Source organism: Nonomuraea sp. NPDC050786, from assembly GCF_040654115.1.
GTDB lineage: Bacteria > Actinomycetota > Actinomycetes > Streptosporangiales > Streptosporangiaceae > Nonomuraea.
Genome location: NZ_JBFAHJ010000034.1, coordinates 95,559 through 119,442 on the forward strand (window position 1 = coordinate 95,559; position 23,884 = coordinate 119,442).

The following is a 23,884-nucleotide window of genomic DNA, read 5'->3' on the forward strand; positions in this document are numbered from 1 at the left end:
GGCACTGTCCTCGCCGGTAGCGGGAGCCGCACTGATCAGGCGTATCGGGGCCCGCTTCGATGGGTGGACCAACTCTCACGCTGGCCAAGGAAGAGCCGGTCGCGGCGCCGTTCAGATACGCGTTCCGGACCCGCTGTCGTTTCCGTCCAAGACGGCTACCGCCGCTGTGATCTAGCGTGGACCCGGCAGTTCGCCCGAGCATGAGGAGACGGCACAGTGCGTAAATTGGTCTACACCGGTTTCATGTCGCTCGACGGCGTCGTGGACTCGCCCGGCGGCGGGCCGGGGGAAGAACACCGCAGCGGCGGGTGGGTGTTCAAGGACCTCGAGTTCGTCCCTGAAGCCTGGTCGCTGAAGGGCGAGGAGCTCACCGACACGACGGCGCTGATGTTCGGCCGCCGCAGCTACGAGGTGTTCGCGGCGTTCTGGCCCGGCTCGCAGGACCACGCCGACTACAAGGAGCTGCCCAAGTACGTGGTGTCGACCACGTTCTCTGACGACGCCATCGTCAACGGGTGGGGGCCGACCACGATCCTGCGCTCGACCGAGGACGTCGCCGCGCTCAAGGAGGGCGAAGGCGGCGCGATCTTCATCCACGGGAGCGCGGAGCTGGCCCGGCGGCTGTCGGACGCGGGCCTGATCGACCAGTACAACCTGCTCGTCTTCCCCGTGCTGCTCGGTGCCGGGAAGAGCCTGTTCGGCCGGGCCGACCGAGACAAGCACATGCTGACGCTACGGGAATCGGAGAGCTACTCGAACGGGATCCTCAAGCTCGTCTACGACGTCAAGCGCTGATCCAGGTCGAGGGCGATCGCACCGCCGGCGCCCTCGCGCAGCTGCCTGACGGTGCGTCCGATGTAGGAGCGCAATGCCCGGGCCAGGTGCGGCTCGTCGAAGTAGTCAAGCTTGGCAACGACGTCGGCGGCGGGGTCGCCGGCGGACAGCAGCTGCGCCGCGATGCGGGCCCGCTCGATCTGCCGGATCGCGCCCCGCGTCAGTCCAGTCGCGGCGCGAAACCGGCGTTCGACCGTGCGCCCCGAGACGACCGGCCGGTAACCCCGCACCACGTCGGTGACGAGCAGGTCGCGGAGCACGATCCCGGCCCGGACGAGACTCTCGACCAGAGCCTCGGCGTCGTCAGGGCCGGGCGTCTCCCAACGTGCGCCGTCCAGCCGGAACGTCCGGCGCGTGGTGTCGGGGAGCGCGATGCCCCCGTCGACCAGCGCCGGCGTGGGCACGGACCGCAACGAGGTGCCCACGGCGAACTCGATGCCGGTAAAGGTCGCTCCCTCCGGCACCGGCGCCGTGCTGGTCCGGGTCTCGGGACCTGTGATGCCCGCGTACGACCGACCGGCGTGTTCCCAGAACACCAGACCCCAACGCACGCCCGCGATGGACGTCATTGCAGTGACGTGCTCGCTCGTGCAGGTCCACACGGTGTCGACCCACGCCGAGTCCGACTCGCGCGTCTTGAACCGCAGTCCCACGGGGGAAGGATACGTGGCTTCGCGGTCTGCGTGACTTGCCCGGTCACGCGGCTTTGCGCCACGGCAAGCTGTGCGGGCCGCGCTGAACCGAGCTTCGACCTCGACCGCGCGATCCACCAAGCGAACGCGGTCGCCGGCCGATGCGGCCGTGGAGGTCCGACCTGTCGCGGGGCGTACACCCACCGCGAGACGGCACCCGTGCACCTTGCCTTGCCAATGCCGTCATACCGCCACGCCGTCTAAGAGTCGCGTCTCAGCGAGGACAGCCCCCACAGCTCGGCGATGCGCCCGTCGCGCACTCGGAACATCTCCAGCATGGTCGGCGGCTGCGTACCGGGAATGCCGTGCACACTCGTGCGGACGGCGACCGTGCCCCCTTCGACGATCATGTCCTCAACCACGACTCGGGCATCAGGGAACGTCTCGTGGAACCGCTCCCACGAGCGGGTGACACTGTCCGGCCTGGTCGTGCCCATAGGGTAGTTAGCTGTTGGGCGAAATCATCAGTATTTCTAAGCTCTCATCCAGATCATCTATGCGTGAAGCTTTCCGAGTGGGCGCGGCGGAACGGCGTGCACTACCAGACCGCCTGGCAATGGGCGCGGGACGGCAAGATGCCCGTCCCCGTCACCAAGACCGCCACCGGCCGGTACCTGGTGCTCGAGCAGCACGCCGAACCGTCGGAGCGGACCGTGGCGTACTGCCGGGTGTCCTCCGCCGACCACAAGAGCGACCTCGAGCGGCAGACCGGGCGCGTGGTCACTGCGGCGACCGGTATGGGCCTTGCGGTGGCCGAGGTGGTCACCGAGATCGGTTCGGGCCTGAACGGCAAGCGGCCGAAACTGGCCCGGCTGCTGCGCGACCCGGCGGTGACCACGATCGTGGTGGAGCACCGCGACCGGCTGACCAGGTTCGGGCTGGAACATCTGACGGCCGCGCTCGAGGCCACAGGCCGTCGCATCGTGGTCCTTGACGATGCCGAAGTGGACGACGACCTTGTCAGGGACATGACCGAGGTGCTCACCTCGTTCTGCGCCCGGCTGTACGGCCACCGCTCCGCCGCGCTGCGCGCCAAGGCCGCGATGCGCGTGACTGGTGAGGCTGCGTGATCGCCCGTCAGGGTTTCCGTGTGGAGCTTGCGCCGACGCTCGAGCAGCGTGCCCGGCTCGGCCGGCACGCGGGGTTGTCGCGGGTGGTGGAGAACTTCTGCCTCGAAAAGGTGAAGGCCGCACTCGCCCAGCGGGAGGCGGAGAAGACCTACGGCGTGCCCGACAAGGAGTTGACTCCTGTCCCGTGGTCCGCTCCGGCGCTCGAGCGGCTGTGGCGTCTCGAGCACCGCAGGCGCTACCCCTGGTTTGGCGAGGAAGGCTTGTCCTCGAGGGTGCCGAAGGAGGCGTGCCGGGTCCGCGCCGCCGCCTTCAAGAACTTCTTCGACTCCCGTTCCGGCAAGCGCAAGGGCCGCAAGGTCGGCTTCCCCGCCTGGCGGAAAAGGAAGCACGGCTCGAGGTTCCGCTACGACGCCGACCGCGCCCGCCCCGAATCGGCTCGAGTCGTCCGTCTGCCTGGCGTCGGCAAGGTGCGCACCCTCGAGGACATGTCGTGGCTCACCGACCGCATAGCCGATGGTCGCGCCCGTGTCATCGGGGCGACGGTGCGGGAGCAGGCCAGGCGTTGGTGGGTGTCGTTCCAGCTCGAGATCGACCGCGCCGACATCAACACCAAGCGCGCCGTCGCGGCCAACGCCCCGGCGTGCGGTGTCGATGTCGGGGTGAAGACGTTCGCCACGGTGGTGGACGACGACGGCACCGTCACCGAGATCCACGCTCCCAAGCCGCTCAAGGCCGCGCTGCGCAAACTCCGCAAGGCGGGCAAGGTGGTGGCGCGCAAGAAGCCCGGCTCGTCCAACCGAGCCAGGGCCGTCAAGCGGCTCGGCAGAGTTCACCTCGAGGTGGCCAACCGGCGGGCAGACTTCCTGCACAAGACCACGACGATGCTCGCGAGATCCAAGCGGGCCATCGCCGTGGAAACGCTCAATGTCGCCGGGATGGTGGCCAACCGGCGGCTTGCCAGGGCGATCTCCGATCTGGGGTTCGGCGAGTTCTTCCGCCAACTCGAGTACAAAACCGCGTGGTACGGGTCGGCCGTGTGGGCGGCCGACCGCTGGTTTCCGTCCTCGAGACTGTGCGGCGGCTGCGGGTCGATCAACCGGGATCTCACCCTCGCCGACCGCGTGTGGACGTGCGGGTGCGGCCTCGAGCATGACCGGGACGTCAACGCCGCCCGCAACCTCCTCGAAGCCATGGATCTCGAGAGAGCGGCTTAGCTCGACGTCGCCGGGCAGTTCCCTGGAGACGGTAAACGCCTGTGGAGGCGATGTAAGACCTCGAGCAATCGAGGTAGGCGCCGACGAATCAGGAACGAGGATCACTGAGATTCTCCGAACGGTGGCTGTAGAAGTCCGCCGTGAAGATCTCCGCCGCGGCCGCGTGGTCATGGGCGTTGAACGCGTCGTACATGCGTCGGGCGGCGGCCCGCAGGTTGTCCGCCGGGTCCAGACGCCGGCCGACGAGCCCTTCGGCCTCGAACTCCTTGACCAGCCGGGCGACGCTCGCACCGTCGATGCCCAGCGTCCGGCGCAGGTCGCTGTGGCTGGTCGCCCCGTTACGCCACAGAAGGATGAGCAGCTGCACCCCGGTGGGGGGGTCATGCCCATCGCGGGGCCGGCAGACGGATCCGTCGGCGAAGACGGCCGTACTGCGGCATGCTGGAGTCATGACCGATGATCAGATCGCCGCCGCCGTGCGTTTATTGATCAACCAGTACGACCCCGAAGGTCTGCTGGAGATGGGCGCTCCCGAGGACGAGTACGACCCCGAGGTGGGCGATCTCGCGGCTCTCGTGTGCGGAGAGGAGGAGATCACCGCGGACGCGGTCGGCTCCATCTGGAACCGCTGGTTCGACGATGTCTCCGATTGGTGTGTCCGGCAGCCTGAGCAGGTCAGTGAGGTCGCGGCCGGGCTGGAGAGGCTTCGCGGCCAACTGCGGCGCTCGGATCCTGCCTCATAAAGGAGGCACCGCGCCCGGCCGCTCCGGCACCCCATTCCTAAGCCCTTTGCCTGTCCTGTTCATAGTGATCACGTTTCACACGCTTGCATGTTAGAAATGAGAGTTCATCCGTGCCCTGAAAGGGGGCGTTCGTGAGCATCGGGTCCGTGAAGCGGACTGAACGTGTTGCCGTCATCGGAGTGGGCATCCTCGGGGCCGGCGTCGGCTGGCACCTGTCCCGGCACGGCGCCGAGGTCGTCTTCATCGACGCAGGCCAGCCGGGCGAAGGCGTCACGAACTGGTCTTTCTCGTGGGTCAATGCCAGCAACAAGACCGTGCGCAGGTCCTACTTCGACCTGAACGTCGCAGGCATGGCGGCGTACCGAGAGCTTGCCGGTGCCATCGGGCCGGACTCATGGTGGTATCCCAGCGGCCACCTGCGCTGGACAGACGATCCCGCCGCGGAGGCGAAGCTCCTGGAGACAGCCGGACTGCTGGCCGGCTGGGACTACCGGGTCGAGGTGCGCACGGGGGCCGAGGTGCGCCGCCACCTCGAACCAGCTCTCACGATGCCCGACGAGGCTCCGGTCGTGGTCTACCCCGACGAGGCCTGGGTGCATGGACGTCATCTCGTCGGCCGCCTGGTCGGCCAGGCCGTCGCGGCCGGCGCCGAGCACCGGTTCGGCACCGCGGTCCGTGACATCGGCACCGGTGCCGACGGGAGCATCCGGACAGTCGCTTTATCGGATGGGAGCAGTCTCGACGTCGACATCGTCGTGAACGCAGCGGGCCCCAGCGCCTCCCACATCGCCGGGCTCGTCGCACGGCACTTGCCGATGCGCAGGGAGCCCGGCGTCGTCACCCGGATCGGCTGTGCTCAGGTCCCGGTCCGCCGGGTCATGCACGCGCCTCACATCGAGATCCGCCCTGACGGAGAGGCGTCGATGGTCCTTCACAGCCGCGAGATCGACGCACTCATCGACACAGGCGAAGATCCAGCGGAACTCGCACGGCTGCTCCACGAATCGGCGCGGCAGGTCGTTCCCGAGCTCGGCGACTCCCGCATCGTACAGACCCGGGTGGCCAACCGGCCGATCCCGGCCGACGGGTTCCCGTCGGTGGGAGCGGTGCCGTCGGTGCCGGGCTACTACGAGGCCGTCTCCCACAGCGGTATCACGCTCGGGCCGGTGATCGGCCGGCTGCTTGCTTCGGAGATCCTCAGCGGGGAGAGAGATGAGATGCTTGCGGACTTCCGCCCGGAGCGGTTCTCCCCGTGACAGCCCGAGCAAGCGCCGCCAGGACCGCGACCCGCCGCCCGACGCAAGGAACGCGCCCGCATCCGCAGCGAGAGAGGCAGCCGCTGGGGCAGACGCCCCGTCGCCGCCGCAACCAACGTGATCAAACGAGCCCAGCGGAGAACGTCAGATCCTCGCACCACGGGCGATGCGGTACAGCACGTTCGGACGCAGTGGCCCTTCGGGCTGGGTGGGGTCGTCGAAGTCGTCGGCAGGGTCCCTGGTCATGCCGATCCGGCGCATCACCGCCTGGGAACGAAGGTTGGTGGCCGTTGTGACAGCGAGGATCTCAGGAAGCTCAAGAGCGTCAAAGCCGTGGGCCAGGACTGTCAGCGCGGCCTCGGTGGCGTAGCCCTGGCCCCAGGCCGAGCGAGCGAGCCGCCAGCCGATCTCCACTCCTGTGAACGGCATGTGGTCGTCCACTTCGTCCAAGCCTGCGAAGCCGATGAACTCGCCCGTGGCCGCCACCTCAACCGCCCACCACCCGTAGCCTCGCTGGTCGAACTCGGCCTGAAATCGCGCCACGGAGGCATCGCTCTGTTCGCGGGTAAGCAGGTCGCCCAAGTGCTCCCGGACCTCGGGATCGGCATTCATCGCCGCCCACGGTGCAAGGTCGGAGTCACGCCATCGGCGCAAGATGAGGCGATCGGTACGCAGTTCAGCCATGCCGCACAGCCAACATGAGCTCTGTCCCCGAGGCAATCACTTTTCTCGGGCCGGCATGACCCCGGCGGCAAACCTCTTCTCCGCGGCCTCGCCAAGCCGGCTGCGAATCGTTGACCCGCGGCGTTCCGTCGGCCGATCAGACGTATATGCACATCAGTCGCGCCGCAGATGTGTCGTACCTCTCTGCGACACTCTCACGATGCTGAACGTGGAACTGTTGCGGCCGTTACTGCGGGCCGCCTGGGGGCCTGACACCTGCGATCCCGTAAGCCGCGAACAGTGGCGACCTGACAACCCGGCAAGGAGCCAGTGCGGGACAACGGCGCTGGTGGTGCAGGACTTACTCGGAGGCGACCTGATCCTTGGCGAGGTCCATGTCGGCGGGGCCAAGGTCTGGAACCACTACTGGAATCGGCTGCCTGACGGCACCGAGGTGGACTTCACCTCCGATCAGTTCCAACCCGGCGAGATCGTCACCGGGGGTCGCGTACAGCAACGGCCACCGGATGCGCCGCGCCGGTGCCGCGAGCAGTACGAGCTGCTGCGGCAGCGGGTGCTTGCCGCCCTGGCCGCGCCGCGACTCGACTGACGAGGCCTGCCGGCATGCGTCAGGAGCGCGATCTTGCCCTCTGCCGTGAAGGGGGCCAGGAGCTCCGGCGTGGCGGTCATGTCCGGCCCTGAACCCGTCCTGACCCGGGATCAGGGCCAGGTCTTCGCCTCCGCCTCGAACCGGTCGCTCTCCACCGGCAGCACGCAGAGCACGTGACCGCCGGGCGCCCGCAGGATGCGGCACTCCTGCCACCGCGACACCTCCGTCGCCCCGAGCGCCACCAGCCGCCGGGTCTCGGCCTCGACGTCGTCCGTCTCGATGTCGACGTGGAAGCGGGGTGCGTCGTCCACCGCCTGGACGGCCACGTCGAGGCCGGGAACGGCTCCGTGCAGCGAGGTGAACTGCTCGTCCCCGGGGAGCGGGCTCGCGGTGGCCCCGAGCACCCCCGCCCAGAACGTCGCCGCCTGCGCGGCCTCGGACGCGGGGGTGTCGATGAGGAGGGCGGACATCCGGCTGCGGTGCATGGCGGTCACCCTAGCGACCGCCCGGATGCGATGTCGCCTTGTGCGAAGTTTCGACTGCGCTGCGTGCATACACCGATTCGGTACGGGTAGCGCCGTTGCATTGGCTCCTCAGAGGAGGAAACCGTGGACATCAACATAGGCCAAGGCCTTTCAGACGCCTGGCGGGCGATCGCGACATTCGTTCCGAAGCTGGTCGCGATGCTGGTGATTCTCGTCATCGGCTACTTCGTGGCCAAGGCGCTGGAGAAGATCGTCGACAAGATTCTCGAACGCGTCGGCTTCGACCGGGCGGTGGAGCGCAGCGGTGTGCAACGGTGGCTGGAGCGCAGTAAGTACGACGCCAGCAGCCTGCTCGCCAAGATCGTCTTCTACGCGATCCTGCTGGTCACCCTGCAGCTGGCCTTCAGCGTGTTCGGGCCCAACCCGATCTCGTCGATGCTGAACGGCGTGGTCGCCTGGCTGCCTCTGGCACTGGTGGCCATCGTGATCATCGTGGTCGCGGGTGCGGTCGCCAAGGGCGTCAGGGACATCGTCGAGGGGATGCTCGGCGGGCTCTCGTACGGCCGCTGGCTGGCGACGGCCGCCTCGGTCTTCATCTGGGCCCTGGGCATCATCGCGGCGCTCAACCAGATCGGCGTGGCCACGACCGTCACGACGCCGGTGCTGGTCACGGTGCTCGCCACCCTCGGCGCGATCGCGGCGATCGGCTTCGGCGGCGGGCTCGTCCGGCCGATGCAGCAGCGCTGGGAGCGCTGGCTGGGCCGCATCGAGCGGGAGGCGCCGCAGGCGAGGGCGCACGCGGAGGCGTACCAGCGGGGCCGCGAGGACGCGCGGGCGATGTCGGAGGAGACGACCCCCATCCGCACAGGCCCGGCGGCCACGACCACCCCGCCGCGCTCCGAGATGCCCCCGCGCACGGACATGCCGCCGCGTACGGACATGCCGCCGCGCAGCGAGATGCCTCCGGAGTGACCGCGCTCGGCGGGCGCCCCGCTCGGGGGCACGGCGTCCGCCGCACGGCGCGGCAACGTGCAAGAACCGGGCGGGTCAGGCGGGGAGGCCGTCTTCCAGGAAGCCCAGTTCGCGGGCCAGCCAGCAGACGGCCGTCAGCCGGAGCGCGGCCGCGTCCGGCTCGCCGGTGAAGATCCAGCCGCGCTGCCGCAGCTCGTCGAGGAAGCCGAGCAGGTAGTCGCCCAGCGTCTCCCGGTCGAGCGGGATCGCGTCACGCAGCACGGCGGCGTGCTGGTCGACCGCGGCCACCAGGCCCGGGTCGCGGTCCATCTGGGCGAGTTGTGCGTCGCCCAGCGTGTTCATCAGCCAGCGCAGGGGCGTAGCCGCCCACCCTTCCTCAAAGACCACCAACTAACTGTAAAGCATCTCCCAAGGTCAGCGGCCCTCCGCGTCGATTTCGGCGAGGGTGCGGCGGGCCACCGCGAAGGCGGCGTTGGCGGCCGGGACCCCGCAGTAGACGGCCGTCTGGAGCAGCACTTCCTTGATCTCGTCCCGCGTGAGGCCGTTGCGTAAAGCCGCGCGGACGTGCATGGCGAGCTCGTCCAGGTGCCCGCGCGCCACCAGCGCGGTGAGCGTGACGCAGCTGCGGGTGCGCCGGTCGAGGCCGGGCCGGTTCCAGATCTCGTTCCAGGCGTAGCGGGTGATCAGCTCCTGGAAGTCCTGGGTGAAGTCCGTGGTGGCGGCGACCGCCCGATCGACGTGCGCGTCCCCGAGCACCTCGCGCCTGGTGCGCATCCCTGCCGCCAGGTCATCGTCCACGGCAGGAGACGATCGCTCGCCTGACAGGTGGCCGACGACGGCCGCGGTGACCGCCTCGGGGCGTTCCACGTTGGCCAGGTGGGAGGCATGCGGCACCACCGTCAGGGACGCTCCCGGGATGTTCTCGGCCAGCGTGAGCGCCTGGTCGAGCGGCGTGGCCGGATCCTGGGCGCCGGCGATGACCAGCGTGGACGCGGTGATCTCCCCCAGGCGGCGCGTCAGGTCGAAGGCGGCGACGGCCTCGCAGCAGGCGGCGTACGACTTGGCGTCCACCCCTGCCAGCTGGTCGAAGACCCACTGGCCGTCGAAGCCGGGCGTGAACCAGCGGGCCTTGAGCGTCGGAACGAGGGCCGCCACCCCCTTGCCGCGCACCAGCGCCGCCCGCCCCAGCCACGGCCCCGGCTCGCCGAACCTGGCCGACGTGCAGCACAGCACCAGCTTGCGCACCCGGTGCGGGGCGCGCGCCGCGATGGTCGTGGCGATCGCGCCGCCGAGCGAGATGCCGGCGAGCGCGAACCGCTCGGGCTCGACGAGATCGAGTACGGCCTGCGCCAGGTCGTCGACCGTGAACCCGGCAGCGGCCGCCGGCGAGCCGCCGTGGCCCGGCAGGTCGTACCGGAGGACCCGCCAGGAGTCGGTGAGCGCGGGGAGCTGGGGCTGCCAGATCTCCATCGTGGTGCCGAGCGAGGGCCCGAGCACCAGCAGCGGCGCGTCGGAGGGGCCGTCGACGCGGTGGTGAAGTTTCACGGTTGCTCCCGATAGGTGGCGAGAATGCGATCAACCAGCTCAGCCGCCGCGCCCAGGTAAGCCTCCGGATCGAGCAGCTCGTCCGGGACAGCGGCCATGGCGTCGCGCAAGGGACCCTCCGCGGCCAGGGCCTCCCGTAGCGGGCCCTCCGCTGACAGGACCCGCTTGAGTGTCCGCGGGTCGAGGTGGGCGGAGAGGCGTTCGGCGACCAGGCGCCCGCCGGCCAGGTCGGCGTTGGCGCGCATCCGGTCGGGGAACACCCGCAGCCCGGCCACCAGCTCCGCCGCGGTCTCGGCCGCGCCGCCCGTGAGCCGGAGCGCCTCGCGCAGCGGCAGCCACTCCGCCTGCCAGGCCCCCGCGGCCCGCTCGTGCTCGCCGGCCTGCCCCAGCACCTGCGCGTACGCGGGCACCTGGAGCGCGGCCGACCGCACGAGAACGGAGAGCGCCGGGTTGCGCTTCTGCGGCATGGCCGACGAAGCGCCGGTCGACGACTCGGCCACCTCCCCGACCTCGGTCTGCGCCATGAGCACGATGTCGGTGGCCGGCTTGCCGAGCGCCTGGGCCGTGCCGGCGAGCGCGGCGCCCAGCTCGGTGACGGCGGAGCGCTCGGCGTGCCACGGGACCGCGGGGGCCGCCAGCCCGATCTCCTCCGCGAACACCTCGACGAGCAGCAGCGCGGTGGCGGGACCGGCCTCCGCCCGCTCGGCGACGGCGGCCAGGGTGCCGGCCGCGCCGCCCAGCTGGGCCGGCAGGCGCAGCTCGCGGAGCCGGTCGCGGGCGCGCAGGAGCCCGGCCAGCCACCCCGCCGCCTTCAGCCCGAACGTGGTCGGCACCGCCTGCTGCCCCAGCGTCCGCGCGGCCATCACCGTGCCCTTGTGCCGCTCGGCCAGCTCGCAGAGCTCCCGCATGATCGCGCTCAGGTCGCCCACGACGGCACGTACCGCCCGCGTGGCCACGAGCATGGCCGCGCTGTCCAGGATGTCCTGGCTGGTCGCCCCCAGGTGCGCGTACGAGGCCGCGCCCGGCACCGCCCGCCGGAGGTCCGAGACGAGCGGGACGACGGGATTGGCCGACTGGCGGGCGCGCCTGGCCAGGTCGGCCGGGTCGAGGACGAGCGCGGCGGCCGTCCTGTCGATGGCCGCGGCCGCCGCGGCGGGGATGAGCTCCAGCCGGGCCTGCGCGCGGGCGAGCGCCGCCTCGGCCTCCAGCATGGCCCGCAGCCAGGCCGCGTCCGAGGTGATCTCCTCCGCTCGGGTGCCTGCCCAGACCGGGGCGAGCAGGCCGCCGTCAGCACTCAAAGAAGCCTCCGACCTGTGAACTCCGATGTATCACGGCAGCCCCACGTAGTTCTCCGCCAGGGTGGTCGCCGCCGCCTCCGACGAGGTGACGTAGTCGAGGTACGACAGCTGCAGCCGCCGCGCGTACGGGTCGTCCTCCTCGAACGTGTGCAGCAGCGTCGTCATCCACCACGAGAAGTGCTGCGCCCGCCACACCCGCTTCAGGCACGCGGCGGAGTAGCCGTCGAGCAGTTCGGTCGAGCCGTCCGCGAAGTACGCGGCCAGCGCCTCGGTCAGCACGCGGACGTCGGCCACGGCCAGGTTGAGCCCCTTGGCGCCGGTCGGCGGCACGATGTGCGCGGCGTCCCCGGCCAGGTAGAGCCGCCCGTACTGCATGGGTTCGGCCACGAACGCCCGCATCGGCGTGACGCCCTTCTCCATGATCTCGCCGGTCGCCAGCGTGAAGCCGGGCACGCTCTCCAGCCGCGCCTTCAGCTCGGCCCAGATCCGCTCGTCCGGCCAGTCTTCCACCCGGGCGTCGGGCGGGACCTGCAGGTAGAAGCGGCTGACGGTGGGCGAGCGCATGCTGTGCAGCGCGAAGCCGCGCTCGGTCCTGGTGTAGATGAGCTCCTTCGACGAGGGCGCGACCCTGGCCAGGATGCCCAGCCAGGCGAAGGGATAGTCCCGCTCGTAGACGTTCAGGACGCCGTCGGGGACGGCCGGTCTGGACACGCCGTGGAAGCCGTCGCAGCCGGCGATCACGTCGCAGTCGAGCCGCTCGCCGCCGAAGGTGAGGTACGGATCCGACTCCAGCGAGTGCAGGGCCACGTCCTCGACCTCGAAGCGCACGTCGCCGCCCGCCGCGAGCCTGGCCGCGATCAGGTCCTTGACCACTTCCTGCTGGCCGTACACGGTGATGGACCTGCCCGGCACGAGCCTCTCGAACGCGATGCGGTGGCCCGCGCCGCCGTACCTGAGCTCGATGCCGTGGTGCGGCAGCCCCTCGCGCAGCATGCGCTCGCCGACGCCCGCCTCGACCAGCGTGTCCACCGTGCCCTGCTCCAGCACCCCGGCCCGCACCCGCCGCTCGACGTACTCGCGGCTGCGCTTCTCCAGCACCACGGAGGAGATGCCGCGCAGGTGGAGCAGATGGGAGAGGAGCAGGCCAGCGGGGCCCGCGCCGATGATCCCGACCTGAGTTCGCATGAGGGAAAGCATCCTGCCTCCACCGCGCTTTGGCCGAGATCTCCCTTCCGCTCAGTGGAAGAATGGCTCCATGGCAGGCGGATCGCGCGACCCCGGGCGTTCGGTGACGTCCAAGGTGCTGGCCGTCCTGGGCGCGTTCGACCCGGCGCATCCGCAGCTCACGCTGACCGAGGTGGCCAGGCGCAGCGGCCTGCCGCTGAGCACGGCGCACCGGCTGGTCGCCGAGCTGGAGGGCCGGCAGGCGCTGAGCCGCGCGCCCGACGGGCGGCTGCGGATCGGGATGCGGCTGTGGGAGCTGGGCCAGCTCGCGCCCCCGCCGCTCCAGGAGCTGGCGCATCCGTGGCTGCAGGAGCTGTTCACGAGCACGGGCGAGAACGTGCACCTGGCCGTCCGCGACGGGCTCGAGGTGCTCTACGTGGACAAGGTCTACGGCAGGCGGGCGGTGCCCATCGTCTCCAGGACCGGCGGCCGGCTGCCGATGCACCCGACGGGCGTGGGCAGGGCGCTGCTGGCGTACGAGCCGGACTGGTTCGTGCAGTCCTACCTCGCGCGGCGGCTCGAACGCCCGACGGCGCACACGATCACCGAGCCGGGGCGGCTGGCCAGGGAGCTGGCGGTGGTACGCGCCCAGGGGTACGCGCTGACGTACGAGGAGATGACCTTGGGCACCTGCTCGGCGGCGGCGCCGATCCTCGTGGAGGGGCGGCCCGTGGCGGCCGTGGGCATCGTGCTGTCGTCCCGGCGCGCCCGCGAGCTGCCCCGCCTGATCGATCCGCTGCTGAGCACGGCGACGGGCATCGCGGAGCTCAGTCCCCCATCCGCTGGATCCGGTCCTTGAACAGGGTGGTGGCGATGGCGGCCTTGTGCGGCTGCCCTTTGAGGAACGCCTGCGCGAAGTTCTTCGCCTGCTCGTAGGAGACCTTGCCGGGCATGGGCGGCTCGTTCGGGTTGACGTCCACGTCCACCAGCGCCGGACCGTCGTACGCGAGCGCCTGCCCGATCGTCAGGGCCACGTCCTCCGCCTTGACGACCTTGGCCGCGAATCCGCCGCACGACCGGGCCCAGGCCGAGAAGTCGGCTTCGGGCTCGGGATAGCGCACGCCGTGCTCCGGGTAGCCGAGCACCATCTGCTCCCACAGGATCTGGCCGAGCGAGTTGTTGTTGTTGATGATCACCTTGACCGGCAGCCGGTGCTGCACCGCCGTCAGGAACTCGGCCATCAGCATCGAGAAGCCGCCGTCGCCGACGTACGCGATGACCTGGCGGCCCGGGAAGGCGTGCTGCATGGCGATGGCGTACGGCAGCCCCGGCGCCATCGTGGCGAGCGTGCCCGACAGGTAGAACTGGCGCCCGCCCCGGATCGTCCAGTGCCTGGCGGCCCAGGTGGCGATGGTGCCGCTGTCGCAGGTCAGGATGGCGTCGTCGGTGGCGAGCTCGTCGAGGACCGACACGACGTACTGCGGCGCGATGGGGTCCCGGTCCGGATTCTCCAGCGTGTCCATCTCGGCCCGCCACTTGCCCATCATCGTCTGATATTTCGACAGATGAGCGTGACGGTCCCGGTGCGTCAGCAGCGGCAGCAGCGCCTGCAGCCCCTCCTTGGCGTCGCACACCACGGGCACGTCGGTCGCGATCCGGGCCCCCGCCCTGGTCGGCTCCGCCTCGAACTGCACCACGCGCGCCGCCTCCGGCAGGAACTTCGTGTACGGGAAGTTCGTCCCCACCATGAACAGCACGTCGGTCTCGTCCATCAGCTCCTCGCTCGGCCGGGTGCCGAGCAGCCCGATCCCGCCGGTCGTGTACGGCGAGTCGTCCGGGATGACCGCCTTGCCGGGCAACGTCTTGACCACGGGCGCCCCGAGGGCCTCGGCCACGGCCAGCACCTCCGCCCCGGCGTGCAGCGCACCCTGCCCGACGAGCATGGCCGGGCGCTCGGCCGCGTTGAGCACGTCGGCCGCCCGCCGGAGGTCCTCCTGCCGCGGGATGCCCGCCGGCTGCAGGTAGATGGGCGCGGTCTCCGGCGCACGCGCCGGCGCCACGGTCCTGTACGGCTCCGCGCCCGCCTCGGCGACCTGGATGTCGTTGGGCACCGTGAGATGGGAGACCCCGCGCCGCGCGTAGGAGGTCCTGATCGCCAGGTCCACCAGCGAGGGCAGCTGCGCCGGGTTGGTGATCATCATGTTGTACTCGGTCACGTCGGCGAAGAGCCGGTCCAGGTGCACCTCCTGCTGGTAGCCGGTGCCCAGCACGGACGTCTCCTGCATGCCGGTGATCGCCAGCACCGGGACGTGGTCCAGCTTGGCGTCGTACAGGCCGTTGAGCAGATGGATGCCGCCGGGTCCCGAGGTGGCCAGGCACACGCCGATCTTCCCGGTGGCCTTGGCGTAACCGGTGGCCATGAAGGCCGCCGCCTCCTCATGGTGGACGAGGACGAAGCGCACCCGGTCACGGTGGCGCCGCAGCCCCTCCATGATGCCGTTGATGCCGTCGCCCGGCAGGCCGAAGACGGTGTCCACGCCCCACTCGGCGAGCCGTTCTATCAGGGATTCCGCTGCGATTCGAGCCATGTGAGCGGCCCTACCCAGCTCGACCGATGGCAGACGCTTTTACCAGATTCCTTGTCATTTCCAGAGATTCACGGGTAGAGGGGCCGCATGCGCATTCTGGTCACAGGAGCCACGGGCACGCTCGGTAGCGCGCTGGTGCCCGCCTTGCTCAGGGCGGGCCATCGGGTGCGGGCACTGAGCCGTACGAAGCGGGAGAGCCGCGGGAACGTCGAGTGGATGTGGGGCGACCTCGTCTCCGGCAACGGCGTCGCGGAGGCCGTGCGGGACGTCGACGTGATCGCGCACCTCGCCACGGGCGGCCGCAAGGGCCGCGGCGCCGTGGACGTGACCGGCACGCGCAAGCTGATCGCCGCCGCCCGCGAGTCGGGGTACACGCACGTGCTCTACACCTCGGTCGTCGGCGCCGACCGCGTCGCCATCGGCCATCTCCGGCACAAGCTGGAGGCCGAGCGCCTGGTCTGCGAGAGCGACCTGGGCTGGACGATCCTGCGCGCCACCCCCTTCCACCAGGCGCTCGACCGGCGGCTGGGCGACTTCGAGTCGCTCCCCGTGCTCACCGTGGACCGCACGGTGCCCTGGCAGCCGGTCCACGCCGGCGAGGTGGCCACCCGCATCACCGAGCTGATCGCCGCGGGCCCCGCGATGGACGAGATCGAGTACGGCGGCCCCCAGGTGCTCAGCACGGAGGAGCTGGTCAAGACGTGGCTGCAGGCCAGGCACCTGCACCGCCCCTGCCTGCCCGTCCGCTTCCCCGGCAGCCTGTACGCGGCCCAGCGCGCCGGCGACCTGCTGACGGACGCCGAGCCCAAGGGCCGCATCACCTGGCAGGGCTACCTCTTCCCGCCGCAGCCCGAGCTCTCGGACGACTTCGCCACCGAGCACACCGCCTCGCCGACCAGCCCGGCCAACCAGCCGGAGCAGGACCCCGACCTGCACGTCTACGGGGGCGACGAAGGCTACGAGCGCCCGACCCGGGGCTGAGCGCCCATTTACGCACTCGTTACGCACCTTGCCCTTGCTGGGCATTCGACTGGCTCTGTACGGTCTTTCATTGCTACTTAACAACCTGTTCAGTACAGCCAGTCGAGAGGTTCGATGACGGAGCCGGAGAACGCCCGCCTGGGCGCGCGCATCCGGGCCTACCGCACCATGCGCCGCATGACCGTGCGGGCTCTCGCGGCCGAGGCCAAGGCGAGCGCGAGCTTCATCAGCCAGTTGGAGCGCGGGCAGACCAGCTCCAGCATCGGCATGCTCCGGCGCATCGCCTCCGCGCTCGGGCTCACGGTCGCGGATCTCTTCAACGAGGAGGAGGAGCTCGGCCACCGCGTGGTGCGCCGGGAGTCCCGCCCGGAGCTGCGCACCTCCCCCGGCACCCGCAAGTTCCTGATCTCTCAGCGTCCGCTCCAGAACGTGGAGGTCTACGTCGCGGAGTTCGATCCGGGCTCCTCCACCGGGGACGAGCCGTACACCCACGGCGACTCCCAGGAGATCCTGCTGGTGCTCCGCGGACAGGTCACGCTCTGGCTGGGCTCCGACGGCTCCGCCGCCGCGCACTTACTGAGGCCCGGCGACAGTGTGGAGTACCGCACGTCGCTCCCCCACCGGGTCGCCAACGAGCGTGACGAGACCGCCGAGGTCGTCTGGGTTGTCTCCCCGCCCACCACATCCGTCTGAACAGGCTCCACAGCAAGGAAGTTCGATGAGAGATATCCCGCTGACCGGGGACTTCGCCAACGGCGGGGTCTCCTTCTGGTACCGCCAGATCGGCCTGCCGGAGCGGCGTCCCGCGCTGCCGGGGCCGCGCTCGTACGACGTGGCCATCGTCGGCGGCGGCTACACCGGCCTGTGGACCGCGTACTACCTGAAGAAGGCCGAGCCCGGGCTGCGGATCGCGATCCTGGAGAAGGAGTTCGCCGGGTTCGGGGCGTCGGGGCGGAACGGCGGCTGGCTGTCGGCCGAGTTCGCCGGGTCGCGCAAGCGGCACGCCAAGGCACGCGGGCGGCAGGCCATGATCGACCTACAGCACGCCATGTTCGGCTCCGTGGACGAGGTCATCGAGGTGGCCCGCCAGGAGGGCATCGACGCCGACATCCACAAGGGCGGCCTCGTCCACGTCGCGACGAACCCGGCCCAGCGGCGCCGGCTCCGCGCGGAGATCGAGGACCTGCGCGCCTGGGGGTACGGCGAGCAGGACATGCGCCTGCTGGACCGCGACGAGCAGCGCGAACGCGTCCAGGTGGCGGGCACGCTCGAGGCCGCCTACTCGCCGCACTGCGCCCGCATCCAGCCCGCCAAGCTGGCCGTCGGCCTGGCCGAGGCGGTGGCCCGGCTGGGCGTGGACATCTTCGAGGACACCACGGTGACCGCGATCCGGCCGCGGCGCGACGGCGCCCAGGCGGCGGCGATCACCACGCGCGGGGCGGTCTCGGCGGACTACGTCATCCGCGCCACCGAGGGCTTCACCGCCTCGCTGGCCGGGCAGCACCGCCAGTGGCTGCCGATGAACAGCTCCATGATCGTCACCGAGCCGCTGCCCCCCGAGGTGTGGAAGCACATCGGGTGGCAGGGCAACGAGCTGCTCGGGGACCAGGCGCACGCGTACATCTACGCGCAGCGCACCGCCGACGACCGCATCGCGATCGGCGGGCGCGGCGTGCCCTACCGGTACGGCTCGCGTACCGACGTCCGGGGCGCCACGCAGCCGCAGACGGTGGCGCTGCTCTGGCGGATGCTGGTCAAGCTCTTCCCCGCGGCCGCGGACGCGCGGATCCAGCACTCCTGGTGCGGCGTGCTGGGCGTGCCGCGCGACTGGTGCTCGACGGTCCACCTCGACCACGCGACGGGGCTCGGCTGGGCGGGCGGCTACGTCGGCAGCGGCGTCACGACCACCAACCTGGCCGGGCGCACGCTCCGCGACCTGGTGCTGCGCCACGACACCGAACTCACGGCCCTGCCGTGGGTGGGCCGCCAGGTGCGCCAGTGGGAGCCGGAGCCGCTGCGCTGGGCGGGGGTTCAGCTGATCTACGCGCTGTTCCGGGCCGCCGACCGCCGGGAGAACGACCACGGCACCACGACGTCGCCGTACGCCCGCCTGGCGAACCTGATCTCGGGCCGCTGAGCCGGGCGTCAGGGGATGACGATGCGCTCCTGCTCGGTCGGCGGCGTCCCGCCGTACCAGGGCAGGGGTTTGCCGAAGCGGACCAGCTCCCCGTAGAGGGCGGGGTCGGCGCCCTCGCCGAGCACCAGGTCGATCACGGCCCGCGCGGCCTGGGCCGGCGTCTGAGCGTGGCCGTACTCGCTGAACCAGGGGCGCGAGGCCCGGGTGTCGACCATGCCGGGGCAGACGGCGGCGATCAACGTGCCGGTGGCGAGGTCGCGCTCGCGGCGCTCGGCCGCGACCGCGCGGACGGCGGCCACCTGCGCCACCTTGGAGGGGACGTTCAGCCAGCGCGGCCAGCCGGCTTCGCCGAGCGTCCCGGCGTGGATGGCGCGGCGCCAGGATTCGACGGCCTGCTCGACCTGGTCGAGCGAGGCGCCGTCGAACAGGTGGTGCAGCCGGGGGTCGAGGTGGCCGAGACTGCCCAGAGTGCTGGACACGACGATGAGCCGCCCGCCGGGCCTCAGTATCGGGCCGTACGAGCGCAGGATCGTGTGGGTGGCGACGTTGGCGACGTCGATGAACTCGTCGGCCTGCTCGGCCTGCGACCTGTCGGGGAGGTTCGGGGCGATGGCGTTGGAGATCACCACGTCCACCCCTCCGTGGCGTTCGCGCAGCTCATCGGCGAGCCCGGTCACGGCGCCGGTGTCGGCGACGTCGAGGACCCGGCCCTCCACCCGGCTGCGCGTGCCGGGTGACCGTACGACCTCGCGGGCGGCGTCCGCGACCCGCCGGGCGTCGCGGCCGGTGAGCAGGACCAGGTCGTCCGGGGCCAGCCGGGCGGCCAGCCCTTCGGCGAGGGCGCGGCCGAGTCCCTGGTTCGCGCCGGTCACCAAGGCGATGCGTGGATCGTTCATGCCGCCACGCTAGGGGCCGGCTCGATCATGAGTCCAACGAAAGTTACGCACACCTGGTATGCGTAGACGTCATGGACTTCAGCGACGTGTCGCTCACCGCGCTGCGGGTCTTCCGCGCCGTGGCCGAGCAGGGCACCTTCACCGCCGCCGCGACCGCGCTCGGCTACACGCAGTCGGCGGTGTCCCGGCAGATCGCCTCCCTGGAACGGGCAGTGGGGGCGGACCTGCTGGAGCGGCGGCGCGACGGCGCCCGGCTGACCTCCGCCGGCCGCATCGTGCTGCGCCGGGCCACCGTCGTGCTGGACGAGATCGACGCGACCGCGCGGGAGCTGTCCGGCCTGCCGGCGCGGGCCGGGGTCGTACGGGTGGGCTGGTTCCCCAGCGCGGGCGCCGTCCTGCTGACCAGGGCTCTCGTCGAGCTGCGCCGCACGGACCCCGCCATCACGGTCGTCACCCGGGAAGGCAGCACCCCGGCACTCGTCCGCGCGCTGCGGGCCGGCAGCCTGGACCTGGCCCTGCTGGCGTCGGCACCACCGTTCCGCCCGCCGGACGCGGAGTCGCCGCCGCTGGCCGTCCAGACGCTCGCCGAGCGCGGCCTGCGCCTGGCCGTACCCGCCGCCCACCCGCTCGCCCACGGCGACTACATCGACGTCGCCGACCTGCGCGGGCAGCGCTGGATCGCCGGTCCGGCGGGGGAAGACCTGGTCATGGGGGTGTGGCCGGGCCTGGACGAGAAGCCGGAGATCGCCCATACCGCCCGCGACTGGCTCGCCAAGCTTCACCTCGTCGCGGCCGGCTGCGGGCTGACCACCGTGTCCGCCCTGCTGGTCCCGGCCGCGCCGCCGGGCGTACGCATCCTGCCGGTGCGGGGCGGTCCGCAGGAGCACCGCCGCCTGCTCCTCGCCCGCCTGCCGCACCCGCCGACCGAGCCGGTCGCCCGCGTCGCGGACGCCCTGCGCACCGCCGCACTCGACACCGAAACACCGACGTGACCTGAGCCGCGGGAGTCAGCTTGCCGACCCGAGCAGGGAGTCGAGTGTGAGCGGCGGCACCGGAGGCAGGGGCTCGGCGTGCTCGACGCGGAAGGACTGCAGCAGATACGCCACCAGCCGCCGCGACGCCGCCGCCGCGGCCTGACTCGTCCCGGTGGCGACGCCGCAGTTGGCCTTGAGCACCAGCGTCAGGTCGGCCAGGTCGAAGTCGGCCCGCAGCCGCCCCGCGGCCTTGGCCCGCCGCATCACCTCGGCGAAGCCCCGCTCGGCCCGCACCCGCGTCCGCTCGTAGTCGATCGCGTCGGGGAACGCCGTCAGGAACGCGTCGGTGAACCCCCGATCGGCGGCCTGCATCGCGCACACCTTCTCGATCATCGAGCAGAACCCCCGCCACGGGTCGGGATCGGCCAGCGCCTCGTCCACAACGGACGCGCACGTGGCCAGCTCGTCGCTGAACACCTCCGTGATCAGCGACTCCCGCGAGGGGAAACGCCGGTAGAGCGTGGCCACGCCGACCCCGGCGCGCCGCGCGATGGCCGCCATGGGCACGTCGAGCCCGCGCGCGGCGAACGACTCCCGCGCGGCCTCGAGGATGCGCACGCGGTTGTGCCGCGCGTCGGCCCGCAGCACCTGCGCGGGCTCCATCTGAGAGGGATGGCCAGGCATATTTCTCACATTAACGTAAGTGGACGGTCCCATCCGGTTAGCCCACTAGCGTCACTCACGTGGAGACGAATGCGACTGAGATGCGCGCGGCCCTGTTCGACCGGTACGGGCCACCGGAGGTGCTGTATGTGGGCACGGTGCCGAAGCCGGTCCCCGGCCCCGGCGAGGTGCTGGTGCGCGTGCACGCCACCAGCGTGAACGGCGGCGAACTGCACGGCCGGGCCGGCAAGATGCGGCCCGTGACCGGGCTGATGCAGCGGGGCTTCCCGAAACGCATGGGGCTCGACTTCACCGGCGAGGTCGTCGCCCTGGGCCCGGCCCCTGCCGAACCCGGCCCCCGGCCGGGCGACCGGGTGTGGGGCGTGCTGGACCGCACGTTCGGCAGCGTCGCCGAGTACCTGGCCGTCCGCCCCCGTCACCTGTCCCTCATCCCGGCGGGCCTCGACCTGGTGCAGGCCGCGGCGCTCCCGGTGGGCACGACGGCGATCACGGCACTGCGCGACCAGGCGGAACTGCGGCCGGGCGAGCGCCTGCTCGTACGCGGCGGCAGCGGCGGCGTCGGGGTCACGGCGGTGCAGCTCGGCAGGGCGCTCGGCGCCCACGTCACCGCGCTCGCCGGGGCACGCAACCTCGACCTCGTCCGCGACCTCGGCGCCCACGAGGCCTATGACTACGCCACCACGCGGCCTGCGGATCTGCCGCCGTTCGACGTGGTCATGGACACCGTCGGCACCGATCACCCCGCCTACCGGCGTCTCCTGACGCCGTCGGGTCGCATGGTGGCGATCGCCTTCGACGTCAACCGGGTCGCCGCGTCCCTGTCGTACATCGCCGCCTCCACCGTGTACGGCCGGCGGCGCGTGCGCTTCTTCAGCGGCCGGCCCACCCACCGCCTCCTCGCCGACCTCACCCGGTACGTGGAGAGCGGCGCCATCCGCCCGGTCGTCGACACCGTGTTCCCCCTGGAAGAGATCGCCAAGGCGCACCGGGCCCTGGAGGCGGGCGGCGTGCGCGGCAAGATCGTTGTCCGCGTCGTCTGAGACCCGGGGCCGCCGTAAAGCGGTCCTTCACCGGCGAGCACGACCGCGTGTTCGTCGAGGCACGCCTGGCCGAGATCCGCAAGTTCCTCGATGACGGCTCCCTGGCCGACGCCGCCGTCGAGGTGGCTCGCGTGGGCACCGTGGAGGGCTACCGGGTCTGGTCGCGGACCTACGACGTACCCAACAGCGCGTTCGACCTCGACGAGCCGTTCATCAGGGAGATCGTCGACGCGCTGCCGGCCGGCGACGCGCTGGACGCGGCGGGCGGCACCGGCCGGATGGCGGCCTACCTGGCCGGTCGCGGCCATCGGGTGCGCGGTGTGGAGAGCTCGGCCGACATGCTGGAGCGGGCGCGCCTGCGGGTGCCGCAGGCGGAGTTCCTTCCGGGCGACCTGTCCTGCCTGCCGGTGCCCGGTGAGTCCGTCGACCTGGTGGTCTGCACGCTGGCGTTGACGCATGTGCCCGTGCTGGACCCGGTGCCGGCCGAGTTCGCCCGGGTGCTGCGGCCCGGCGGGCATGTGGTGATCGCCGACATCCATCCCGAGGGGGTGGCGCGGGGGGGTGGTCCTGCCCGTACGGCTGCCGGACGGCCGGCCATCGCCGGGACACCGTCGATGCTGTTCTGGCACTTTCAGCGCTAGCCGGCGCTCCACGGCCGCCGCGCTGCGCGCCGAGAGGGAACGTGGCCGAGGGGGGACGTGTCCGGAGCCCCGCTCAGCTCGGGCCGGAGCCTCGCTCAGCCCAGGCCGGCGTCCGGCTCAGCTCGGGCCGGAGCCTCGCTCAGCCCAGGCCGGCGTCCGGCTCAGCTCGGGCCCCGCTCAGCTCGGGCCGGGGCCTCCGGCGCCGCGCCAGGGGTCGTAGTCGACCTCCAGCGGCTCCTGCTCGGGCCGCTGCTCCTCCGGCACGTGCTGGAGGTTGACCCGGATGCGGTACCACACGCTGCTGCGCCCCCGCATGCCGTCCACCAGCACGTCGGCGGCCTCCAGCCGGGCCGCGACGTCCGGATGGCGGGCCTTCCACCGCTCGAACCCGGCCAGTGCCTCGTCCTTGTGCTCGGCCCGGGCGATCTCGATGACGGGCATGGTCTGCTGCCGGCGCCCCGCGCCCTTGGGCGGCTTGGGCGCGGGCCCGAACTCGTCGGCCAGGCGCAGCAGCCCGTCGAGCGAGCCCGGGTGCAGGTCCATGTCCTCCCACGGGTCGCCGGCCGCGGCCAGGCGCTTGGGCACGGTGTCGATCGTGTACGCCTCGGGGTGGCAGCCCGGCACCTCGTCCCAGGTCAACGGGGTCGAGACGCGCGCGTCGGGGACGGCGCGCACGGAGTAGGAGGAGGCCACCGTGCGGTCGTAGGCGTTCTGGTTGAAGTCGACGAACACGCCGTGCCGCTCCTCCTTCCACCACCGGCTGGTGGCCAGGTCGGGCGCCCGCCGCTCCACCTCGCGGGCCACCGTCTCGGCCGCCTTGCGCACCTTCGCGAACGGCCAGCGCCGCTCGATCCGGGCGTAGACATGGAACCCTCGCGACCCGGACGTCTTGGGCCAGGCGACGAGCCCGTGGTCGGCCAGCACCTCGCGCGCCACCTGCGCGGTCGCCAGCACGTCGGACCACGGGACGCCGGGCACCGGGTCGAGGTCGATGCGGAGCTCGTCGGGCCTGGACAGGTCGTCGGAGCGCACCGGATGGGGGTTGAGGTCGACGCACCCCAGATTGACCACCCAGAGCAGCTGGGCCAGGTCGGTGCAGACCACCTCCTCGGCGCTGAGCCCCGAGCGGTATTTCAGCTCGGCCACTTCGATCCAGTCGGGCCGCTTGGCCGGGGCGCGCTTCTGGAAAAAGGCCTCCTGCTCGATGCCGTGCACGAACCGCTTGAGCACCATCGGCCGCCCGTGGACGCCCCGCAGCGCCGCCTCCCCCACGGCCTGGTAGTAGCGGAGCAGGTCGAGCTTGGTGTGGCCGCTCTGCGGGAAGACCACCTTGTCGGGGCTGGTGATGCGGACCTCGCGCCCGGCGACCTCGATGACAGGCATAGGGTCACCATACG

General features: G+C 71.4%; 27 protein-coding genes. 14 read left to right on the forward strand and 13 right to left on the reverse strand.

Annotation, left to right across the window (positions count from 1 at the left end; translation table 11 throughout):
- The first annotated feature begins 216 nt into the window (after positions 1-216).
- Positions 217-795: a dihydrofolate reductase family protein gene (locus tag AB0H84_RS43215; RefSeq protein ID WP_357617904.1), complete on the forward strand. Its 579-nt coding sequence runs from the start codon at positions 217-219 to the stop codon at positions 793-795.
- On the opposite strand, the gene AB0H84_RS43220 is transcribed toward AB0H84_RS43215, so the two are convergent.
- Positions 777-1,487, reverse strand: coding sequence for a helix-turn-helix domain-containing protein (locus AB0H84_RS43220; RefSeq protein WP_357617906.1), 711 nt, complete (start codon positions 1,485-1,487; stop codon positions 777-779). The genes AB0H84_RS43215 and AB0H84_RS43220 overlap by 19 nt on opposite strands.
- Before the next feature lie 239 nt (positions 1,488-1,726).
- The gene (locus AB0H84_RS43225) at positions 1,727-1,963 is read right to left on the reverse strand and encodes a nuclear transport factor 2 family protein (protein WP_357617908.1); all 237 of its coding nucleotides are present in this window, start codon (positions 1,961-1,963) and stop codon (positions 1,727-1,729) included.
- 63 nt (positions 1,964-2,026) lie between these two features.
- Between AB0H84_RS43225 and AB0H84_RS43230 the strand changes: the two genes are divergently transcribed.
- Together AB0H84_RS43230 and AB0H84_RS43235 are read left to right on the forward strand one after the other, a co-directional pair.
- Positions 2,027-2,596 (forward strand): IS607 family transposase, encoded by a 570-nt coding sequence (locus AB0H84_RS43230; RefSeq protein ID WP_357617910.1) that lies wholly within the window; start codon positions 2,027-2,029, stop codon positions 2,594-2,596.
- Between the two features lie 20 nt (positions 2,597-2,616).
- Positions 2,617-3,810, forward strand: coding sequence for an RNA-guided endonuclease TnpB family protein (locus tag AB0H84_RS43235; RefSeq protein WP_357617912.1), 1,194 nt, complete (start codon positions 2,617-2,619; stop codon positions 3,808-3,810).
- Between the two features lie 88 nt (positions 3,811-3,898).
- Here AB0H84_RS43235 and AB0H84_RS43240 read toward each other — a convergent pair whose 3' ends face one another.
- Complete coding sequence (locus AB0H84_RS43240; RefSeq protein ID WP_357617914.1) at positions 3,899-4,261, reverse strand: MarR family winged helix-turn-helix transcriptional regulator; 363 nt, start codon at positions 4,259-4,261, stop codon at positions 3,899-3,901.
- Between AB0H84_RS43240 and AB0H84_RS43245 the strand changes: the two genes are divergently transcribed.
- Positions 4,260-4,553 carry a hypothetical protein gene (locus AB0H84_RS43245; RefSeq protein ID WP_357617916.1) on the forward strand — a complete coding sequence of 98 codons (294 nt, stop codon included), beginning with the start codon at positions 4,260-4,262 and terminating at the stop codon, positions 4,551-4,553. The two genes, AB0H84_RS43240 and AB0H84_RS43245, sit on opposite strands and share 2 nt — an antisense overlap.
- Before the next feature lie 146 nt (positions 4,554-4,699).
- Positions 4,700-5,809 carry an FAD-dependent oxidoreductase gene (locus tag AB0H84_RS43250; protein ID WP_357617918.1) on the forward strand — a complete coding sequence of 370 codons (1,110 nt, stop codon included), beginning with the start codon at positions 4,700-4,702 and terminating at the stop codon, positions 5,807-5,809.
- A gap of 144 nt (positions 5,810-5,953) precedes the next feature.
- On the opposite strand, the gene AB0H84_RS43255 is transcribed toward AB0H84_RS43250, so the two are convergent.
- The gene (locus AB0H84_RS43255; protein ID WP_357617920.1) at positions 5,954-6,493 is read right to left on the reverse strand and encodes a GNAT family N-acetyltransferase; all 540 of its coding nucleotides are present in this window, start codon (positions 6,491-6,493) and stop codon (positions 5,954-5,956) included.
- 199 nt (positions 6,494-6,692) lie between these two features.
- Between AB0H84_RS43255 and AB0H84_RS43260 the strand changes: the two genes are divergently transcribed.
- Positions 6,693-7,082 (forward strand): hypothetical protein, encoded by a 390-nt coding sequence (locus tag AB0H84_RS43260; protein WP_357617922.1) that lies wholly within the window; start codon positions 6,693-6,695, stop codon positions 7,080-7,082.
- A 110-nt stretch (positions 7,083-7,192) separates the two neighbouring features.
- On the opposite strand, the gene AB0H84_RS43265 is transcribed toward AB0H84_RS43260, so the two are convergent.
- A complete protein-coding gene (locus AB0H84_RS43265) occupies positions 7,193-7,567 on the reverse strand; it encodes a VOC family protein (RefSeq protein ID WP_357617924.1) in 375 nt (124 codons plus the stop codon).
- A gap of 123 nt (positions 7,568-7,690) precedes the next feature.
- Between AB0H84_RS43265 and AB0H84_RS43270 the strand changes: the two genes are divergently transcribed.
- A complete protein-coding gene (locus tag AB0H84_RS43270; RefSeq protein WP_357617926.1) occupies positions 7,691-8,539 on the forward strand; it encodes a hypothetical protein in 849 nt (282 codons plus the stop codon).
- Positions 8,540-8,614: 75 nt separating this feature from the next.
- Here the strand turns inward: AB0H84_RS43270 and AB0H84_RS43275 are convergent, their stop codons facing one another.
- Genes AB0H84_RS43275 through pobA form a run of 4 tightly spaced genes read right to left on the reverse strand, consistent with a single transcriptional unit; the run spans position 8,615 to position 12,567 of the window.
- Positions 8,615-8,926, reverse strand: a complete 312-nt coding sequence (locus AB0H84_RS43275; protein ID WP_357617929.1) for a DUF6401 family natural product biosynthesis protein — start codon at positions 8,924-8,926, stop codon at positions 8,615-8,617.
- 27 nt (positions 8,927-8,953) lie between these two features.
- On the reverse strand, positions 8,954-10,084 hold the full coding sequence (gene pcaC, locus AB0H84_RS43280; RefSeq protein WP_357617932.1) for a 4-carboxymuconolactone decarboxylase: 1,131 nt from the start codon (positions 10,082-10,084) through the stop codon (positions 8,954-8,956).
- Positions 10,081-11,382 carry a lyase family protein gene (locus AB0H84_RS43285; protein WP_357617935.1) on the reverse strand — a complete coding sequence of 434 codons (1,302 nt, stop codon included), beginning with the start codon at positions 11,380-11,382 and terminating at the stop codon, positions 10,081-10,083. The genes pcaC and AB0H84_RS43285 overlap by 4 nt, the downstream gene beginning before the upstream one ends.
- A 30-nt stretch (positions 11,383-11,412) precedes the next feature.
- Entirely contained in the window at positions 11,413-12,567 is a 1,155-nt protein-coding gene (gene pobA, locus AB0H84_RS43290; protein ID WP_357617937.1) for a 4-hydroxybenzoate 3-monooxygenase, read from the reverse strand.
- Between the two features lie 70 nt (positions 12,568-12,637).
- On the opposite strand from pobA, the gene AB0H84_RS43295 reads away from it, so the two are divergent.
- Entirely contained in the window at positions 12,638-13,405 is a 768-nt protein-coding gene (locus tag AB0H84_RS43295; protein ID WP_357617940.1) for an IclR family transcriptional regulator, read from the forward strand.
- Here the strand turns inward: AB0H84_RS43295 and AB0H84_RS43300 are convergent.
- A complete protein-coding gene (locus AB0H84_RS43300) occupies positions 13,374-15,134 on the reverse strand; it encodes a thiamine pyrophosphate-binding protein (RefSeq protein WP_357617942.1) in 1,761 nt (586 codons plus the stop codon). The two genes, AB0H84_RS43295 and AB0H84_RS43300, sit on opposite strands and share 32 nt — an antisense overlap.
- 87 nt (positions 15,135-15,221) lie before the next feature.
- On the opposite strand from AB0H84_RS43300, the gene AB0H84_RS43305 reads away from it, so the two are divergent.
- From AB0H84_RS43305 to AB0H84_RS43315, 3 genes are all read left to right on the forward strand, one after another.
- A complete protein-coding gene (locus tag AB0H84_RS43305) occupies positions 15,222-16,115 on the forward strand; it encodes an NAD(P)H-binding protein (RefSeq protein WP_357617945.1) in 894 nt (297 codons plus the stop codon).
- Positions 16,116-16,229: 114 nt separating this feature from the next.
- Positions 16,230-16,808 carry a cupin domain-containing protein gene (locus tag AB0H84_RS43310; RefSeq protein ID WP_357617948.1) on the forward strand — a complete coding sequence of 193 codons (579 nt, stop codon included), beginning with the start codon at positions 16,230-16,232 and terminating at the stop codon, positions 16,806-16,808.
- Between the two features lie 25 nt (positions 16,809-16,833).
- Positions 16,834-18,252 carry an FAD-dependent oxidoreductase gene (locus AB0H84_RS43315; protein ID WP_357617951.1) on the forward strand — a complete coding sequence of 473 codons (1,419 nt, stop codon included), beginning with the start codon at positions 16,834-16,836 and terminating at the stop codon, positions 18,250-18,252.
- An 8-nt stretch (positions 18,253-18,260) separates the two neighbouring features.
- Here the strand turns inward: AB0H84_RS43315 and AB0H84_RS43320 are convergent, their stop codons facing one another.
- Positions 18,261-19,148, reverse strand: a complete 888-nt coding sequence (locus tag AB0H84_RS43320; protein WP_357617954.1) for an SDR family NAD(P)-dependent oxidoreductase — start codon at positions 19,146-19,148, stop codon at positions 18,261-18,263.
- 71 nt (positions 19,149-19,219) lie between these two features.
- On the opposite strand from AB0H84_RS43320, the gene AB0H84_RS43325 reads away from it, so the two are divergent.
- A complete protein-coding gene (locus AB0H84_RS43325; protein ID WP_357617956.1) occupies positions 19,220-20,140 on the forward strand; it encodes a LysR family transcriptional regulator in 921 nt (306 codons plus the stop codon).
- Between the two features lie 15 nt (positions 20,141-20,155).
- On the opposite strand, the gene AB0H84_RS43330 is transcribed toward AB0H84_RS43325, so the two are convergent.
- Positions 20,156-20,785: a helix-turn-helix domain-containing protein gene (locus tag AB0H84_RS43330; protein ID WP_357617959.1), complete on the reverse strand. Its 630-nt coding sequence runs from the start codon at positions 20,783-20,785 to the stop codon at positions 20,156-20,158.
- Between the two features lie 101 nt (positions 20,786-20,886).
- Between AB0H84_RS43330 and AB0H84_RS43335 the strand changes: the two genes are divergently transcribed.
- On the forward strand, positions 20,887-21,846 hold the full coding sequence (locus AB0H84_RS43335) for an NAD(P)-dependent alcohol dehydrogenase (RefSeq protein WP_357617987.1): 960 nt from the start codon (positions 20,887-20,889) through the stop codon (positions 21,844-21,846).
- 47 nt (positions 21,847-21,893) lie between these two features.
- Positions 21,894-22,487 (forward strand): class I SAM-dependent methyltransferase, encoded by a 594-nt coding sequence (locus AB0H84_RS43340; RefSeq protein WP_357617963.1) that lies wholly within the window; start codon positions 21,894-21,896, stop codon positions 22,485-22,487.
- 177 nt (positions 22,488-22,664) lie between these two features.
- Here AB0H84_RS43340 and ligD read toward each other — a convergent pair whose 3' ends face one another.
- Complete coding sequence (gene ligD, locus AB0H84_RS43345) at positions 22,665-23,870, reverse strand: non-homologous end-joining DNA ligase (protein ID WP_357617966.1); 1,206 nt, start codon at positions 23,868-23,870, stop codon at positions 22,665-22,667.
- Positions 23,871-23,884: the final 14 nt, after the last annotated feature.